The sequence below is a fragment of the Devosia beringensis genome (genome assembly GCF_014926585.1).
Classification (GTDB): domain Bacteria; phylum Pseudomonadota; class Alphaproteobacteria; order Rhizobiales; family Devosiaceae; genus Devosia; species Devosia beringensis.
In genome coordinates this window covers 281238-296178 of the sequence record NZ_CP045422.1, presented here as the reverse complement: position 1 = coordinate 296178, position 14941 = coordinate 281238, and the positions used below count along the sequence as shown (strand labels likewise).

General features: G+C 64.5%; 14 protein-coding genes. 7 read left to right on the top strand and 7 right to left on the bottom strand.

Annotation, left to right across the window (positions count from 1 at the left end; all coding sequences use genetic code 11):
• Nucleotides 1–52 precede the first annotated feature (52 nt).
• On the top strand, nt 53–538 hold the full coding sequence (locus tag GDR53_RS01560) for a TspO/MBR family protein (protein WP_193336374.1): 486 nt from the start codon (nt 53–55) through the stop codon (nt 536–538).
• Here GDR53_RS01560 and GDR53_RS01555 read toward each other — a convergent pair.
• Nucleotides 519–1694 carry an acyltransferase family protein gene (locus tag GDR53_RS01555; protein WP_193337912.1) on the bottom strand — a complete coding sequence of 392 codons (1176 nt, stop codon included), beginning with the start codon at nt 1692–1694 and terminating at the stop codon, nt 519–521. The two genes, GDR53_RS01560 and GDR53_RS01555, sit on opposite strands and share 20 nt — an antisense overlap.
• Before the next feature lie 200 nt (nt 1695–1894).
• Here GDR53_RS01555 and guaA point away from each other — a divergent pair, with 200 nt between their 5' ends.
• A complete protein-coding gene (guaA, locus tag GDR53_RS01550; protein ID WP_193336373.1) occupies nt 1895–3466 on the top strand; it encodes a glutamine-hydrolyzing GMP synthase in 1572 nt (523 codons plus the stop codon).
• A gap of 24 nt (nt 3467–3490) precedes the next feature.
• Here the strand turns inward: guaA and GDR53_RS01545 are convergent, their stop codons facing one another.
• Nucleotides 3491–4063, bottom strand: coding sequence for a TetR/AcrR family transcriptional regulator (locus GDR53_RS01545; RefSeq protein WP_193336372.1), 573 nt, complete (start codon nt 4061–4063; stop codon nt 3491–3493).
• A gap of 102 nt (nt 4064–4165) precedes the next feature.
• Between GDR53_RS01545 and GDR53_RS01540 the strand changes: the two genes are divergently transcribed.
• The 5 genes from GDR53_RS01540 to GDR53_RS01520 all read left to right on the top strand — a co-directional run bounded on the left by GDR53_RS01540 (nt 4166) and on the right by GDR53_RS01520 (nt 9663).
• Nucleotides 4166–4978 (top strand): SDR family NAD(P)-dependent oxidoreductase, encoded by an 813-nt coding sequence (locus GDR53_RS01540; RefSeq protein WP_193336371.1) that lies wholly within the window; start codon nt 4166–4168, stop codon nt 4976–4978.
• Nucleotides 4975–5766, top strand: coding sequence for a hypothetical protein (locus GDR53_RS01535; protein WP_193336370.1), 792 nt, complete (start codon nt 4975–4977; stop codon nt 5764–5766). Before GDR53_RS01540 ends, GDR53_RS01535 begins: the two co-directional genes overlap by 4 nt.
• Nucleotides 5767–5899: 133 nt before the next feature.
• The gene (locus GDR53_RS01530) at nt 5900–6712 is read left to right on the top strand and encodes a tetratricopeptide repeat protein (protein ID WP_193336369.1); all 813 of its coding nucleotides are present in this window, start codon (nt 5900–5902) and stop codon (nt 6710–6712) included.
• A gap of 36 nt (nt 6713–6748) precedes the next feature.
• Nucleotides 6749–8200, top strand: coding sequence for a ribosome biogenesis GTPase Der (der, locus tag GDR53_RS01525; RefSeq protein ID WP_193336368.1), 1452 nt, complete (start codon nt 6749–6751; stop codon nt 8198–8200).
• A 197-nt stretch (nt 8201–8397) separates the two neighbouring features.
• Nucleotides 8398–9663, top strand: a complete 1266-nt coding sequence (locus GDR53_RS01520; RefSeq protein ID WP_193337911.1) for a hemolysin family protein — start codon at nt 8398–8400, stop codon at nt 9661–9663.
• On the opposite strand, the gene GDR53_RS01515 is transcribed toward GDR53_RS01520, so the two are convergent.
• The 5 genes from GDR53_RS01515 to radA all read right to left on the bottom strand — a co-directional run bounded on the left by GDR53_RS01515 (nt 9660) and on the right by radA (nt 14878).
• Nucleotides 9660–10262 (bottom strand): GNAT family N-acetyltransferase, encoded by a 603-nt coding sequence (locus GDR53_RS01515; protein ID WP_193336367.1) that lies wholly within the window; start codon nt 10260–10262, stop codon nt 9660–9662. The genes GDR53_RS01520 and GDR53_RS01515 overlap by 4 nt on opposite strands.
• A gap of 8 nt (nt 10263–10270) precedes the next feature.
• Nucleotides 10271–11020 (bottom strand): SDR family NAD(P)-dependent oxidoreductase, encoded by a 750-nt coding sequence (locus tag GDR53_RS01510; protein WP_193336366.1) that lies wholly within the window; start codon nt 11018–11020, stop codon nt 10271–10273.
• Nucleotides 11020–12522 carry an amidophosphoribosyltransferase gene (gene purF / locus GDR53_RS01505; RefSeq protein ID WP_193336365.1) on the bottom strand — a complete coding sequence of 501 codons (1503 nt, stop codon included), beginning with the start codon at nt 12520–12522 and terminating at the stop codon, nt 11020–11022. Before purF ends, GDR53_RS01510 begins: the two co-directional genes overlap by 1 nt.
• A 164-nt stretch (nt 12523–12686) precedes the next feature.
• Nucleotides 12687–13346, bottom strand: a complete 660-nt coding sequence (locus GDR53_RS01500) for a CvpA family protein (protein ID WP_193336364.1) — start codon at nt 13344–13346, stop codon at nt 12687–12689.
• A gap of 131 nt (nt 13347–13477) precedes the next feature.
• A complete protein-coding gene (gene radA, locus GDR53_RS01495; RefSeq protein ID WP_193336363.1) occupies nt 13478–14878 on the bottom strand; it encodes a DNA repair protein RadA in 1401 nt (466 codons plus the stop codon).
• Between the last annotated feature and the right edge of the window lie 63 nt (nt 14879–14941).

Sequence of the window (14941 nt, the reverse complement as noted above, 5' to 3'; positions counted from 1 at the left end):
AGCCCTGCCGCCAGCGTAACCAGACCAGAACCAGTTTACGGAACTGCCCGATATGACCGCTGCACCAACCATCGACTACCGCGCCCCCCGCACCTGGGTCACCCTGGCGGTCTTCCTCGTCGTGGTCATCGGCGTCGGCGGCCTGATCGGCACCCAATCCATTCCTGGCGCCTGGTACGAGGGGTTGACCAAGCCACCCTTTAATCCGCCAAACTGGATCTTCGGACCGGTCTGGACCACGCTCTACGTCATGATCGCGGTGGCCGGCTGGCGCATCTGGATGCTGGCGCCCAGCAGTACCGCGATGAAGGTCTGGTTCGCCCAGATGGGTTTCAACTGGATCTGGTCGCCCATCTGGTTCATCGGGCAGATGCTCTGGCCCGCCTTTGCCGTGATCCTGGTCATCCTCGGGCTGATCATTGCCTTTATCCTGGTGGCACGGCGTGTAGACCCGGTATCGGCCTGGTTGTTTGTTCCCTACGCGGCATGGGTCGGTTTTGCGTCGCTGCTCAACCTGTCTATCGCCCTGCTGAACTGACAGGGCTTGGCACTAGGTCTCGGCGGCGGACCTGGCCCTCAAGGCCGCGGGCCCATTGTACCACGGGGCGTTCGAGCAGGTAGAAGCTCGCCGTCGCCACGGCAAAGCTGATGACCAGGGTCGCCCCGGTCGACCACAGCCAGACCGTCCAGGCATCGTCCCCACTCGAGTCAAAGGCCGGCGGCACCAGCCGCGCCAAAAGCCCAATAACCAGGAAGTGCCAGATATAGATGCCGAACGAAATCTCGGCGACATAGCGCGACAGGCGGTTGTCCAGCAGCCGTCCGGCCATGACCGAGGAGGGCAGGGCCACCAGCGCCACCCCGATGGCCAGCGGCATGGCCGGGAAGCCATAGGGAAGGCCCAGCCAGCCAAAGCCCTCGTTGAGCCCGCCAATGTGGCTGGCCATCACCCAGCCGGCCGCCAGCACTGCCGCCAGGCCGATGACGTCAAACGCCCAGTGCAGCAGATGGCCTACCTGCACCTGCACCCCGGCGGCCAGCGCGCCCAGGGCAAAAATGGCAAAAAAGCCGATCGGATTGAAACGCGGCATCCAGGCCTTGGCCCCGCCGATCAGCCCGTGATTCCAGCCCCGCCCGACCTCGTCGATCGGCGCCCATTGTACGACCGCCGCATGCGCCACCAGCACCAGCCCGATCACGCCCAGCCAGGCCAGCCGGGCGGTCCATCCGCCTTTGCCGAGCAGGAACAACCCCGCCAGGCACAGCGGCAGCAGCATATAGGACGTTACCTCAAACCCGATCGACCACAGCGGCCCGTTATTGTCGACCGGGAACAGCGTCAGCCAGTGCCAGTCGCTGACCAGGAAAAATCCGGCCAGAAACCGTATGACCTGCTCGCCATCCAGGTCGCTGCCGCTCACCGTGATGCTCAGCACCAGGCTCACCACCAGCGCCAGCCAGAAGCCGGGCAGGATGCGGGCGGCACGGCGCAGCGCGAACACGCCCAGGTCCGGCATGGCCTCGCCCCGGTCCAGCGCCAGCCAGAACGGCCGCGCCAGCAGGAAGCCGCTGAGCACGAAAAATACCGCCACGCCAAAGCTGCCCATGACCAGGAAGTCCAGCACCGGCCGAATGCCCTCGGGCGCCTTGTTGAGGTCGAGACGGAACGCCACATGGTGCAACAGCACCAGCATGCAGGCGGCAGCGCGCAGAAAGTCGGCGCCGGACAATCGGTTAGGGGACACGGAAGAACTCTGGCTGAAAGGAGACGCGCATGGCGCGGAACGTTCCCTATCGCATTTGGTTGCCCGGCGCACTGCTATCCTTGTGGCAACAGAGCAGTCCTGCACGCCACCATCTTGCGGAATCTCGCCAGCACGGCTAAGGGCTCGCCATGAAAACCCCAGACCCCGCCGACAACCAGCAATCGATCCTCATCGTCGACTTCGGGTCGCAGGTCACCCAGTTGATCGCACGCCGCATTCGCGAGACTGGGGTCTATTGCGAAATCCACCCCTTCAACAAGGCGGACGAGGCCTTCGCGGCAATGCAGCCCAAGGGCGTGATCTTTTCGGGGGGACCCGCTTCGGTCACCGATGAGGGCAGCCCGCGCGCGCCGCAGTCTATCATCGATTCAGGCCTGCCGATCCTGGCAATCTGCTATGGCCAGCAGACCTTCTGCCTGCAACTGGGCGGCAAGGTGGAAGGCGGTCATCACCGCGAATTCGGTCGGGCCGATGTGGAAATCCTGCAGCCCAGCGCCCTGTTTGACGGCGTCTGGGAAGTCGGTGGCAAATATCCGGTCTGGATGAGCCATGGCGATCGCGTCACCGAACTGCCCGAGGGCTTCACCGTGATGGCGACCTCGCCCAACGCTCCCTTCGCCATTGCCGGCGATGAGTCCAAGAAGCGCTACACCACCATGTTCCACCCCGAAGTGGTGCACACGCCTGATGGCGGCAAGCTGCTGGCCAATTTCGTGCACAACATCGTCGGCCTCAAATCCGAATGGAACATGGCCACCTACCGCGCCAAGATGATCGAAAAGATTCGCGCCCAGGTCGGCACCTCAAAGGTGATCTGCGGTCTGTCCGGCGGCGTCGATTCCTCGGTGGCCGCCGTGCTGATCCACGAAGCCATCGGCGATCAGCTCACCTGCATCTATGTCGACCACGGTCTGATGCGCCTCAACGAGAGCGAACAGGTCGTCACCATGTTCCGCGACGAGTACAATATCCCGCTCGTCCATGTCGACGTCTCCCAGGTTTTCCTGCGCGAACTCGACGGCGTCTCCGATCCCGAGACCAAGCGCAAGATCATCGGTCGTCTCTTCATCGAGACTTTCGAGGAAGAAGCCAAAAAGCTCGGCGGCGCCGACTTCCTCGCCCAGGGCACGCTTTATCCCGACGTCATCGAATCGGTTTCCTTCACCGGCGGTCCTTCGGTCACCATCAAGAGCCACCACAATGTCGGCGGCCTGCCCGAGCGCATGAACATGCAGCTCGTCGAGCCGCTGCGCGAACTGTTCAAGGATGAAGTGCGCGTCCTCGGTCGCGAACTGGGCCTGCCCGAGAGCTTCATCGGTCGCCACCCATTCCCCGGGCCGGGTCTGGCCATCCGCTGCCCCGGCGGCATCACCCCGGAAAAGCTCGACATCCTCCGTCAAGCCGATGCCATCTATCTCGACGAGATCCGCAAGTCCGGCCAGTACGACAAGATCTGGCAGGCCTTTGCCGTGCTGCTGCCGGTCCAGACCGTCGGCGTCATGGGCGATGGCCGCACCTATGAATTCGTATGTGCCCTGCGCGCCGTGACCTCGGTCGATGGCATGACCGCCGATTTCTACCAGTTCGACATGAACTTCCTCGGCAAAACCGCCACCCGCATCATCAACGAAGTCCGCGGCATCAACCGCGTCGTCTATGACGTGACCAGCAAGCCCCCCGGCACCATCGAGTGGGAATGATCCGCGGCGGCGCCTGAGCCCGCCTCAGGCCAGCGCCGCCCGACAGACGCCGGCAATGTGATGCTCGATCAGGCTTTCCCGCTCCACCCAGGGAAAGTCCGCCCGCGCCAGCAGCAGCGCCACCAGCCCGTGCAGGCTCGCCCAGGCCGATTGCGCCGCCATCAGCGCCCCTGGCCCATGGGTCTCCACAAACAGCGCGTAGAGTATCCCGAAGGCCCCCACGCCGGCCTCGATCACCACCTGCTTGTCCGCCGACCCATCGCCCGGCATGTCCATCATGAAGGCAACGCGATAGGCGGCCTCATGCGCCAGCCCGAACGCGACATATTCGCGGCTCTGCCGCACCAACCGCTCCAGGGCAGTACCCCCTTGGCTGTCGGCCGCTGTCAGGCGCGCCGTCAGCGTTTCAAAGGCACGTCGGCAGAGTTCAACCGCGATCGCATCGCGTGACCCGAAATGCGCATAGAGCGATGGCTGGCTGATGCCTACTGCCTGGGCGATCTGCCGCGTCGTCACCTGCGCGATTCCGTGACTGACGAACAGCTGCTCGGCTTCCGCCAGAATATGCTCGCGGCGATTGGGGTGGGCTTCCGCCATGCTCAATACAATTCCCTTGACTTTGACCCTCAACCTATCATTGATAGCCTATCGACGATAGGTTTCCTGATCCGGTCTGCTTCAGTTATGATGGATAGCCGCATGAACACCAAATCCGCAATATCGCCCCGTTATGCAGGCAGGCTTGTGGAGCGCTACGGACGCTGGGCCGTGGTGACTGGGGCGTCCAGCGGCATCGGCCGCGCATTCGCCGAGCGCCTCGCCCAGGCAGGCTTTTCCCTCGTCCTCGTGGCCCGCCGTGACGATATGCTGAAGGCCGTTGCCGCCGAACTGAACGCCCATTACGAAACGGTGTGCCATTGTGTGCCCGTCGACCTCAGCCAGAACGGCAGTGCGTCTCAGCTCATGGTACAAACCGGAAGCCGGGAGGTCGGCCTTCTCGTCGCGGCTGCAGGCTATGGAACCTCGGGGCCATTTCTTGACAGCGACCTCGCCAACGAGCGCACGATGATCGACCTCAACTGTGGTGCCGTGTCGGAATTGACCCATCTCTACGGCCAGTCGATGCGGGCGCGTCGACGGGGCGCCATCATCCTCATGAGTTCCCTCTTGGCCTTTCAAGGCGTTCCGCGTTCGGCCAATTATGCCGCGACCAAGGCCTTCGTGCAGGTTCTGGCCGAAGGCTTGCGCCCTGAGCTTCGTCCCTTCGGCATTGACGTTCTTGCCGTGGCGCCCGGCCCCATCCAATCGGGCTTTGCCGATCGCGCCGGGATGACCATGTCGATGAGCCAGGGGCCCGATGTCGTGGCAGTACAGGCTTTGGCGGCGCTGGGCCGGACGGGCACGGTCAGACCAGGCTGGCTGTCTAAACTGCTCGAGGCGGGTCTGGCGCCGCTCCCCCGCCGCTTGCGTACCCACGTCATGCAGCAGGTGATGGCGGGGATGACCCCATGAGCGGCGCCGTCAGCCAGATCTGGTGGGCCACCACCGCCTGCTTTGTACTTGCCTTTGCCACCACCATGCTGGCGCAGCGCCTTGATAGCCGTCAGATCAAGGGAGAGAACGTATGGGTCAAGCCCGCCAAGTTTGCCCTGTCCCTGGCACTGCATTTTCTCACTCTGGCACTTGTCGCCGATCAGTTGGGTTCCGCCTGGCAGGGCAGTGGGGTACTGATCGCCGTCGCCTTGCTGGCCAGCGCCTGTGGCGCGCTGGAACTGGCCTATATTGCCTTTCAGGCATCCCGCCAGCTGCCGTCCCACTTCTATGTCGGCACCCCGCTCTATGCCGGGCTCTATGCCGCCATGGGGCTGGGGGCCGTGCTTATCGTACTGGCGGCCGGCCTTGTCGGGGCGATCGTCTGGCTCGATCCGTCAATCCCGCTTGCCGGCAGTCTGCGCAGCGCGCTTGTCCTGGGCCTGGTGGGGGGCACGTTCCTGACGCTGATCACCGCCTTCCGCCTGGGCGCCAATATGAGCCACGCCATCGGGACGGAGGCACCCGGCGCTGCGCGCATGCCCCTGACGGGATGGTCGATCACGGTGGGCGACCTGAGACCGGCGCATTTCCTGGCCACGCATATGATGCAGGCTGTGCCTGTTGTCGGGCTGGTCGCCGCCTGGTTGCTCCCTGAACAGGCCGCAACTCTCCTGGTCTGGCTCTTTGCGGCCGGGTGGACCTGGCTGACCCTGGCAACCTTCCGACTTGCCCTGGCCGGTCGGCCGCTGCGACTGGCCTTGAGGTAGCGGCAGACGATACAGGGCGTGCTCGCCGGCCGGCATTTTTCCCCGGGCCCCAGCCGGTTTCGCCGCGCATTTGCAATCCCCCGGCAAAGTGCTAAACGTGCGCTCCAATTCGAACCCGACAATTAGGCAGACCATGGCCGAAGACAATATTTTCCGCGAGGTTGACGAGGAGCTGCGCAGCGATCGCATGCGCGCGCTCTGGCGTCGGTTTGCGCCCTATGTGATCGGTGCTGCTGTCGGCGTCGTGGCCATCGTTGCCGTCAACGAGGGTTGGTCCTGGTACAACTCCAACAATGCCGCGCAGTCGTCTGACCAGCTTTACGCCGCCTTCGACCTGGTCGACGGCGGTGATCTTGCTGCTGCCCAGACCCAGCTCGATCTGGTGATCGCCGATGGTACCGGCAACTATCCCGTCCTGGCTGAGTTCCGCAAGGCAGGCGTTCTGGCCAAGGACGGCAAGGTCGCCGAGGCCGTCGCCGCCTATGATGCCCTGGCCAATAGCCAGTCCAATACTCGCCTGCGCGAACTCGCTCTCGTGCTGGGTGGCACGCTCATGGTTGATGCCGGCACACTGGCCGATGTCGATGCCCGCGTTGGCAGTGTCGCCACCGATGCCAGCCCGCTGCGCAATGCTGCACGCGAAGCGCTTGGCCTGGCCCAGTACAAGGCCGGCGACTTCACCGCCGCACAGGCCAGTTTCGATGCGGTCATCAATGACCCGCTGACCCAGACGAGCACGCGCAATCGCATGGGCTACTATTTGGCACAGTTGCTCGCCCAGGGCGCGGTTGCGCCAGCGGTCGAGACCGATGCCGACGCGGCAGCTACCGCCATTGACGCCATCGTCGACGACGCGGCGCCTGAAGCCGACGCCGCCACTCCGCCTGCAACACCGGCAACCGATGCATCGGCCGCCCCCACCGAGACCGCTCCAGCCGCGCAATAGCGGCTGTTGTCTCCCGCCTGATCGGAAGCACATTTCATGACCGTCACCGTCGCCATTGTCGGTCGCCCCAACGTTGGTAAGTCCACGCTCTTTAATCGCCTGGTCGGTCGCAAGATCGCCCTGGTCGATGACACCCCCGGCGTCACGCGCGATCGCCGCGAGGCCGAGGGGCGGATCGCCGACCTGACCTTCCGCATTCTTGATACCGCCGGCTATGAGGATGTCACCGATGGCAGCCTCGAAGACCGCATGCGCCAGCAGACCGAAATGGCCATTCGCGAAGCCGATGTCATCCTGTTCATGATCGACGCCCGCGCCGGTGTGGTCCCGCTTGATCAGCGTTTTGCCCAGGTGCTGCGCAAGGCCGGCAAGACCGTGCATCTGGTCGGCAACAAGGCCGAGAGCGGCGCTGCCGAAGCCGGTCTCGTGGAAGCCTTCAAGCTCGGCTTTGGCGAGGCCATCGCGCTCTCCGCCGAGCACGGCCTGGGCCTGTCCGAACTCTATTCCATCGTCTCGGCGGCCATCGACAAGGCAGCGCTCGAGCGCGGTGCCGAAGAGATCGCCGACATGGATCTGATGCCGGCGGTCGACGTCGACATCACCCCCGACATGCTCGAGGGCGAGGGCGATGAAGCCACGCTGCGCTGGAATCCCAACCGCTATCTCAACGTCGCCATTGTCGGCCGCCCCAATGCCGGCAAGTCGACGCTGATCAACCGCATGGTCGGCGAAGAGCGCGTGCTGGTCGGCCCCGAGGCCGGCATCACCCGCGATTCCATCCTTGTTCCCTGGGAATGGGAAGGCCGCGTCATCAACCTGGTCGATACCGCCGGTATCCGCCGCCGCGCCCGCGTCACCGAAAAGCTGGAAAAGCTGGCGGTCGGCGACAGCCTGCGCTCCATCCAGTATGCCGAAGTCGTCGTGCTGATGCTCGACGCGACGGTCCCGTTTGAAAAGCAGGATCTGGCGCTGGCCGATCTGGTCGAACGCGAGGGCAGGGCGCTCGTCATCGCGGTCAACAAGTGGGACCTGATCGAGGACAAGAACGCCGCCCTGGCCCATTTGAAGGAAGCATGCGAACGGCTGTTGCCGCAGCTGCGTGGTGTTCCCCTAGTGACCCTGTCCGGCCTCACCGGCAAGAATATCGACAAGCTGATGGCCGCCATCTTCAAGATCGAGGCGACCTGGAACACCCATATTTCTACTGCCCGTCTCAACCGCTGGCTGCAGGGCATGGTCGATGGACATCCGCCTCCGGCCGTGTCTGGGCGTCGCCTCAAGCTGCGTTACATGACGCAGGCCAAGACCAGGCCGCCCAGCTTTATCCTGTTTGCCTCGCGCCCCGACGTGTTGCCCACCTCCTACCAGCGCTATCTGGTCAACGGCATGCGCGAGGCCTTCGACATCAAGGGCTCGCCCATCCGCCTCTGGGTGCGCGCCGGCAGCAACAATCCCTATGACGACAAGACTAAGCGCCGGCTGGGCTGATCCCGTCGTCCAAATAGATAATGTGGGGCCCCATCGTGGGCCCCGCATCTTTTTTGGGGCCGCCTCTGTCTTTGTCCAGGGGCATATGCGTGGAAGTCATGGTGCAAAGCCGGCCTTTGCCGTTATATTGCCGGCCGAAGCGACCCGATACCGAGTGCGGGGCCGCATGATTTGATAGTCCCTTGTTCGTAGAAATTCTGATCGTCGTCGTTCTGACCATCGTCAACGGCCTTCTGGCCATGTCGGAACTGGCCGTTGTTTCCGCCCGTCCCGCCCGTCTGCGCGCCATGGCCGACCAGGGCAATCACGGCGCCGCCATTGCCATCACGCTGGCCGAGGACCCGGGCAAGTTCCTCTCCTCGGTACAGATCGGCATTACCCTGGTGGGTATCCTGTCGGGCGCCTTTTCCGGCGCTACCCTGGGTCTGCGCCTCACCTCCTGGCTTGCCTCTGTCGGCGTGGCCGACAACGTTGCCGATATCCTGGGCGTCGGCATCGTGGTCGTGGCTATCACCTATATTTCCCTGATCCTGGGCGAACTGGTGCCCAAGCAGATCGCCCTGCGCGATGCCGAAGGCGTTGCTGCCCGTGTCGCCCCGGCCATGAAGCTGATTGCGGCCATCGGCTCGCCGGTGGTCTGGCTGCTCGACGTCTCCGGCAAGGCCGTGCTGGCTTTGCTGGGCCAGGCTGGCCAGTCCGAGGAGCGGGTGACTGAAGAGGAGGTCAAGACCATGATCGCCGAAGCCACCACCGCTGGCGTGATCGAAAGCGATGAGCATTCGATGATCTCGGGCGTCATGCGCCTCGCCGATCGCTCGGCCCGCGGTCTGATGACCCCGCGCCTCGACGTTGACGTGCTCGACCTCTCCGACGAGAGCGAGGACATCCGCCGCACCATTTTGAGCACTTCTCGCTCGCGTCTGCTGGTGCAGGATGGCGACGCCGATTCCATCATCGGCGTGGTGGCCATCAAGGACATTATTGGCGTCTTCGCCAATGGACTGCCGCTGGAACTGCGCCGCTTCGTGCAGCCCGTGCCCGTGGTCATGGACCATGCCGATGCCCTGGACGTGGTGCGCGCCATCCGCAACTCAACCGTGCACATGGCCCTGGTGGTCGATGAATACGGCCACTTCGAGGGCATCGTCACCTCGGCCGACATTCTCGAGGTCATTACCGGCGTCTTCCAGGAAGAAACCGGCGATGACCCGGCGATTGTCAAGCGCGAGGACGGCTCATGGCTGGTCGCCGGCTGGATGCCGGTGGACGAGTTCGGCGACAAGCTCAAGATCGCCATCCCGCGTGACGCCAAGTACGAAACTGTCGCCGGCTACGTGCTCTCGATCATCAACCGCCTGCCGGCCGAAGGGGAGACCTTCGAACACGACGGCTTCAAGTTCGAAGTGGTCGATCTGGATGGCCGTCGCATCGACAAGATCCTGATGACGCGGCTGCCCGGCTAGTCTTTCAGCTTCATGCCCATCCAGACCGTCCGCCCGATGGTCTGGAGCGGCACGAAGCCGCTGCGCTGCCAGAAGGCGACGCCGCCGACATTGCTCGCATTGGCGCCCAGGTGAATGCCCTTCACGCCGGCCGCCTCTGCCATGGACACCCAGCGCTGCAGCAGCATGGTGCCCACGCCCTGGCCGCGCAACCGGCTGCGCAGGTTCATGTGGATATGGGCTGGATACGCGGCCACGATGTCGGCCGGATTGCGCTCAGGCGTGCGGATGGCAGCGATCCGCTGCCTGTCGGCTGCCGTCAAGGCGGGTGATGGTTCGGCATAGCGTTGCCGCAAGGCCGGCCACCAGTCGCGCTCCTCGCGCGCGGCAAACCCGTCAGTATCGAACGTGCCGACAATATAGCCGGCAACGCCCAGGTCATCTTCCGCCAGCAGCACCTGTTCAGGCTCCAGCACGCCATAGGGCGCGGCATAGAGTTGCCCGATCAGGTCGCGATCGCTGTGCAGGGCGGTCGCGTCCTGGCCGGACGCGCCCGTTGTCAGGCAGATGTCGTAAAGCGCCGGCAGGTCGTCTGGTCTGTAGCCGCGGATCGTTACCATCCCGCCGCCTAGAGATCGCTGGTGGTGCCGGTGTCGGCATCATAGAGCTTGCCGCTGAGCTTGAACGCCGGGCTGATCATGTCGACCAGCTTGGGCGCAATGTCGGCCGGCTTGGGCAGCGCCGCCGGATCTTCTCCCGGCATGGCCTTGGCGCGCATCGCCGTGCGCACCGCGCCGGGATAGAACACATTCACCTTGACCTTGGACTGCTCGAGCTCGGACGCATAGGACTTCACCATGGCGTCGACGGCGGCCTTGCTGGCGGCATAGAGCCCCCAGAACGGCCGGGCCGACTTGGCAGATGACGATGACACAAACACGGCCCGTCCAGCCACGGCCTGCCGCAGCAGCAGGTCGGTCGAGCGGATCAGCCGGTAATTGGCCGTCACATTGACGGCCATCACCTTGTCGAAGTCTTCCGGCTTCACATGGGGCAGGGGGCTGAGCACGCCCAGCTGCCCGGCATTGGCGATCAATCCATCCAGGGCGCCCCAGCGCTCGAAGATGGCCGCGCCGAGCCGGTCGATGGCATCGCCATCGCGCAGGTCCAGGGGCACCAGCGTGGCCGAAGATCCCAGGTCCTGGATCTCATCGTCCAGTTCCTCAAGCCCGCCCACGGTGCGCGCAACCGCGACCACATGCGCGCCGCGCCGCGCCGCCTCGAGAGCGGCCGCATAGCCAATGCCGCGCGAGGCGCCGGTCACCAGAATGACCTTGCCTGCCAGGTCCTGCTGGGCCTGATCCGAAGTCTGAGCCATTAACCGGCCTCTTTCAGCATGGAAACATGTTTGGGCTCGTTCCGGCCACGCCCGTCCAGATCGGTCAGCGGCGTTGGATAGTCACCCGTAAAATAGTGGTCGGTGAACTGCGGCACCTTGTTGTTGCGCTTTTCGCCGCCCACGGCCTCGTAGAGCCCGTCGATCGACAGGAAAGCCAGCGAATCCGCACCGATATACTTGCACATCGATTCGAGCGTCGCGTGCTGGTTGGCCAGCAGCATTTCGGGGTCCGGCGTGTCGATGCCGTAATAGTCCGAGTAGGAGATCATCGGGCTCGCCACGCGGATATGCACCTCGGTCGCGCCGGCATCGCGGATCATCTGCACGATCTTGAGCGAGGTGGTGCCGCGCACGATCGAGTCGTCGATCAGCACCACCCGCTTGCCGGCGATCTCGGCGCGGTTGGCCGAATGCTTGAGCTTCACCCCAAAGGCCCGGATCGACTGGGTGGGCTCGATGAAGGTGCGGCCGACATAGTGGTTGCGGATGATGCCCAGCTCGAACGGAATGCCGCTGGCCTGGGCAAAGCCGATGGCCGCCGGCGTGCCGCCATCGGGAACGGGCACGACCACATCGGCCTCGACCGGTGCCTCGCGAGCCAGGTTGATGCCCATGCGCTTGCGGGCGCCATAGACACTGCGGCCCGAGACCACCGAATCGGGTCGGGCAAAGTAGACATATTCGAACAGGCAGGGGCGCTCGGGCACGGCGCGAGCTGCCTTGCGCGCCTCGATGCTGATCGAGCCGTCCGGCTGGACCTCGCAGATCACCACTTCGCCATTCTCGACGTCGCGGATATATTTGGCGCCGATCATGTCGAGCGCGCAGGTCTCAGAGCAGAAGATCGGCTTGCCGTCGAGTTCGCCCATCACCAGTGGCCGGATGCCGATCGGGTCACGCGCCGCGATCAGCTTGGTCCGCGTCATCGCCAGCATGGCATAGCCGCCCTCCATCTGACGGATGGCGTCGATGAAGCGGTCAGTCGAGGAGCTGTGGCGCGAACGCGCCACCAGGTGCAGCACCACTTCGGTGTCCGAGGTCGACTGGCAGATGGCGCCCGTGGCGATGATCTGCCGCCGCAGCGTCAATCCATTGGTGAAGTTGCCATTGTGCGCAATGGCAATGCCGCCGTCGCCCAGCTCGGCAAACAGCGGCTGCACATTGCGCAGTGCCACTTCGCCGGTGGTTGAATAGCGCGTATGGCCCATGGCCATGGCGCCCGGCAGTTTGGCCAGCAGGACCGGGTCGGTATAGTGGTCGCCGACCAGCCCCATGCGCTTTTCGGCATAGAACTGGCGGCCGTCGAAACTGACGATGCCGGCCGCTTCCTGGCCGCGGTGCTGCAGCGCATGCAGCCCCAGTGCGGTCAGCGCCGCCGCATCGCTATGCCCCAAAATGCCAAACACGCCGCACTCTTCATGCAGCGTGTCGCCATCAATATCAAAACGGTCATCGCTGGGATGGTTCAACGGGCTCTCCATGCCAATGCTGCCTCAACCGCGGTCGCCGCGGGTCGCGCTATGCGAGCGGGCCAGAGCGGGAAATATTCCCAATCCCTAGACCATTTTCCGGGTCCCGACCATTGCCCCGCAAGGCGGTCAGGGTTGTGGCGAGCGCGGTGCCCTCGCCAAAGAGTGATCGGCCGTCAGGCCCCTGGCGCCGGCACAACTGCCGTCGGCGCCGGGGTAGTGGTCGCTGGCGGCGGGATTGTACCCGGCGGGGTACTGTCTTCGATGGCGTCGGTGCCGTCTTCGACTGGAGCGGCCGGGCCGGCTGCATTTTCGTCGGTCAGGCCAGTGCCGCCCTTGAGAATCTGGGTTACCTGCTGCTCGAGTTCGGGCGGCAGCATGGAAATCAGCGTATTGCCCATCGTCTGCAGATGCGGCAGCGTCTGTGAATTGGCAGCCCATGGCGGCAGATTGTTGGGCAGCAGCCAGGTGCCGAAAATCGTGATCACGATGGCAATCAGCACGCCGCGCAGCACGCCGAAGACAAAGCCCAGCGTCCGGTCGATTGGCCCGACGCGGCTGTCGACCACGAAGTCGGCAATGCGCATGGTCAGCAGATGCAGCACGATCAGCGCGATGATGAACGTCACCACGACGGTGGCAATATCGGCCACCAGCGGCTCGGCAATATAGCCGCGCGCGATTTCGGGATGATACTGCCACATATAGATGGCAATGGCAGCCGAGCCGGCCCATGTCGCCAGCGACAGCACTTCACGGGTCAAACCACGGGCGGTAGCCAGGATTGCTGAAATCAGCACCAGCACACCCACACCAACGTCGAACGCTGTCAGCATCTTTGTTCGCCAAGCTCCTGTCGCCGTCCCCGGCTGTGTTGGGCCTCGTTTAGCGGCTTTGCATGCCGATGCCAAGGGTTGGCCGCGCCTTCACGCACGATCTGCCAACAATCGGGCGCGCTGTCATTGCTTTACCACTCCTCGCGATCCGGCTCCCGCGGCTTGCCATTGGCGGCAATACGCCCGACCAGTTCCTGCAGGTTGGTATATTCCGACACGTCTAGCCCGCTATTGCGATCGGCACTGCCCAGCCGGCCGGTGGACACCGACTTGAAGCCCAGCTTCTGCGCCTCGCGCAGACGCAGCGAGCCATGCACCACCGGCCTGACCCCACCGGCCAGCGATATCTCGCCGAAATAGACCGAATCCGAGGGCAGGGGCGAACTGGTCAGCGACGAGATCAGGGCTGCCGCCACCGCCAGGTCGGCCGCCGGCTCGTTGATCTTGAGCCCGCCAGCGACGTTGAGATAGATGTCATTGGCCCCGATCCGCACGCCGCAGCGGGTTTCCAGCACCGCCACCACCATCGACAGCCGCGACGCGTCCCAGCCCACCACGGCCCGGCGCGGTGTGCCCAGCGGCGAGGGGGAAACCAGCGCCTGGATTTCGATCAGAATCGGCCGCGTCCCCTCCATGCCGGCAAACACCGCCGAGCCGGCGGCGCCTTCGTCGCGCTGGTCAAGGAACAGCGCCGACGGGTTGGCAACCTCTTCGAGCCCCAGTTCGGTCATGGCGAACACCCCGATCTCGTCGGTGGCGCCATAGCGATTCTTCACCCCGCGCAAAATCCGGAAGGTGTGGCTGGTATCGCCTTCGAAATACAGCACGGCATCGACCATGTGCTCGACCACGCGCGGTCCGGCAATCTGCCCGTCCTTGGTCACATGTCCCACCAGCACCACGGCGGCGCCGCTCTTTTTGGCAAAGCGCGTCAGTGCCTGCGCCGAGGTGCGCACCTGCGTCACCGTCCCCGGCGCGCTGTCCACGCGATCCGTCCACAGCGTCTGGATGGAATCGATGATCACCAGGTCGGGTGGCGGGCCGCTTTCCAGTGTCGCCAGGATGATTTCGACATTGGTCTCTGCCGCCAGCAGCACCGGCGCCTCGCCCAGCCCCAGCCGCTGCGCCCGCAACCGCACCTGCGCCACCGCTTCCTCGCCCGACACATAGACGACGCGCCGTCCCAGATTGGCCAGCGCGGCCGCCGCCTGCAGCAGCAGCGTCGATTTGCCGATGCCGGGATCGCCGCCCACCAGCAGCGCCGATCCCATGACGAAGCCGCCTCCGGTCACCCTGTCCAGCTCGGCAATGCCACTGACCACGCGGGCGGCGCTTTCCGTCTCGCCCGACAGCGGCACCAGATTGGCCGGCCGGCTGCCGGCCTTGGCCGACTTTGGCCCTGCGCCGACCCCGGAATCGGTCATTTCCTCGACAATGGTGTTCCACTCGCCGCAGGCATCGCATCGCCCCTGCCAGCGGGTGGTGGTCGCGCCGCAGGATTGGCAGACGAAGGACGAACGGGACTTGGCCAAGACATACCTTTCACGAAGCGGACGGCAGCCCATCGCGCCGCCCATCATCGCGCGCGATCATAC

Coding starts and splice junctions, on each gene's coding strand:
- GDR53_RS01535 (WP_193336370.1), top strand. CDS start 4,975: ATGAGCGGCGCCGTCAGCCAGATCTGGTGGGCCACCACCGCCTGCTTT.
- GDR53_RS01555 (WP_193337912.1), bottom strand. CDS start 1,694: ATGCTGGTGCTGTTGCACCATGTGGCGTTCCGTCTCGACCTCAACAAG.
- guaA (WP_193336373.1), top strand. CDS start 1,895: ATGAAAACCCCAGACCCCGCCGACAACCAGCAATCGATCCTCATCGTC.
- GDR53_RS01545 (WP_193336372.1), bottom strand. CDS start 4,063: ATGGCGGAAGCCCACCCCAATCGCCGCGAGCATATTCTGGCGGAAGCC.
- GDR53_RS01510 (WP_193336366.1), bottom strand. CDS start 11,020: ATGGCTCAGACTTCGGATCAGGCCCAGCAGGACCTGGCAGGCAAGGTC.
- GDR53_RS01560 (WP_193336374.1), top strand. CDS start 53: ATGACCGCTGCACCAACCATCGACTACCGCGCCCCCCGCACCTGGGTC.
- GDR53_RS01515 (WP_193336367.1), bottom strand. CDS start 10,262: ATGGTAACGATCCGCGGCTACAGACCAGACGACCTGCCGGCGCTTTAC.
- der (WP_193336368.1), top strand. CDS start 6,749: ATGACCGTCACCGTCGCCATTGTCGGTCGCCCCAACGTTGGTAAGTCC.
- purF (WP_193336365.1), bottom strand. CDS start 12,522: ATGGAGAGCCCGTTGAACCATCCCAGCGATGACCGTTTTGATATTGAT.
- GDR53_RS01500 (WP_193336364.1), bottom strand. CDS start 13,346: ATGCTGACAGCGTTCGACGTTGGTGTGGGTGTGCTGGTGCTGATTTCA.
- GDR53_RS01540 (WP_193336371.1), top strand. CDS start 4,166: ATGAACACCAAATCCGCAATATCGCCCCGTTATGCAGGCAGGCTTGTG.
- GDR53_RS01530 (WP_193336369.1), top strand. CDS start 5,900: ATGGCCGAAGACAATATTTTCCGCGAGGTTGACGAGGAGCTGCGCAGC.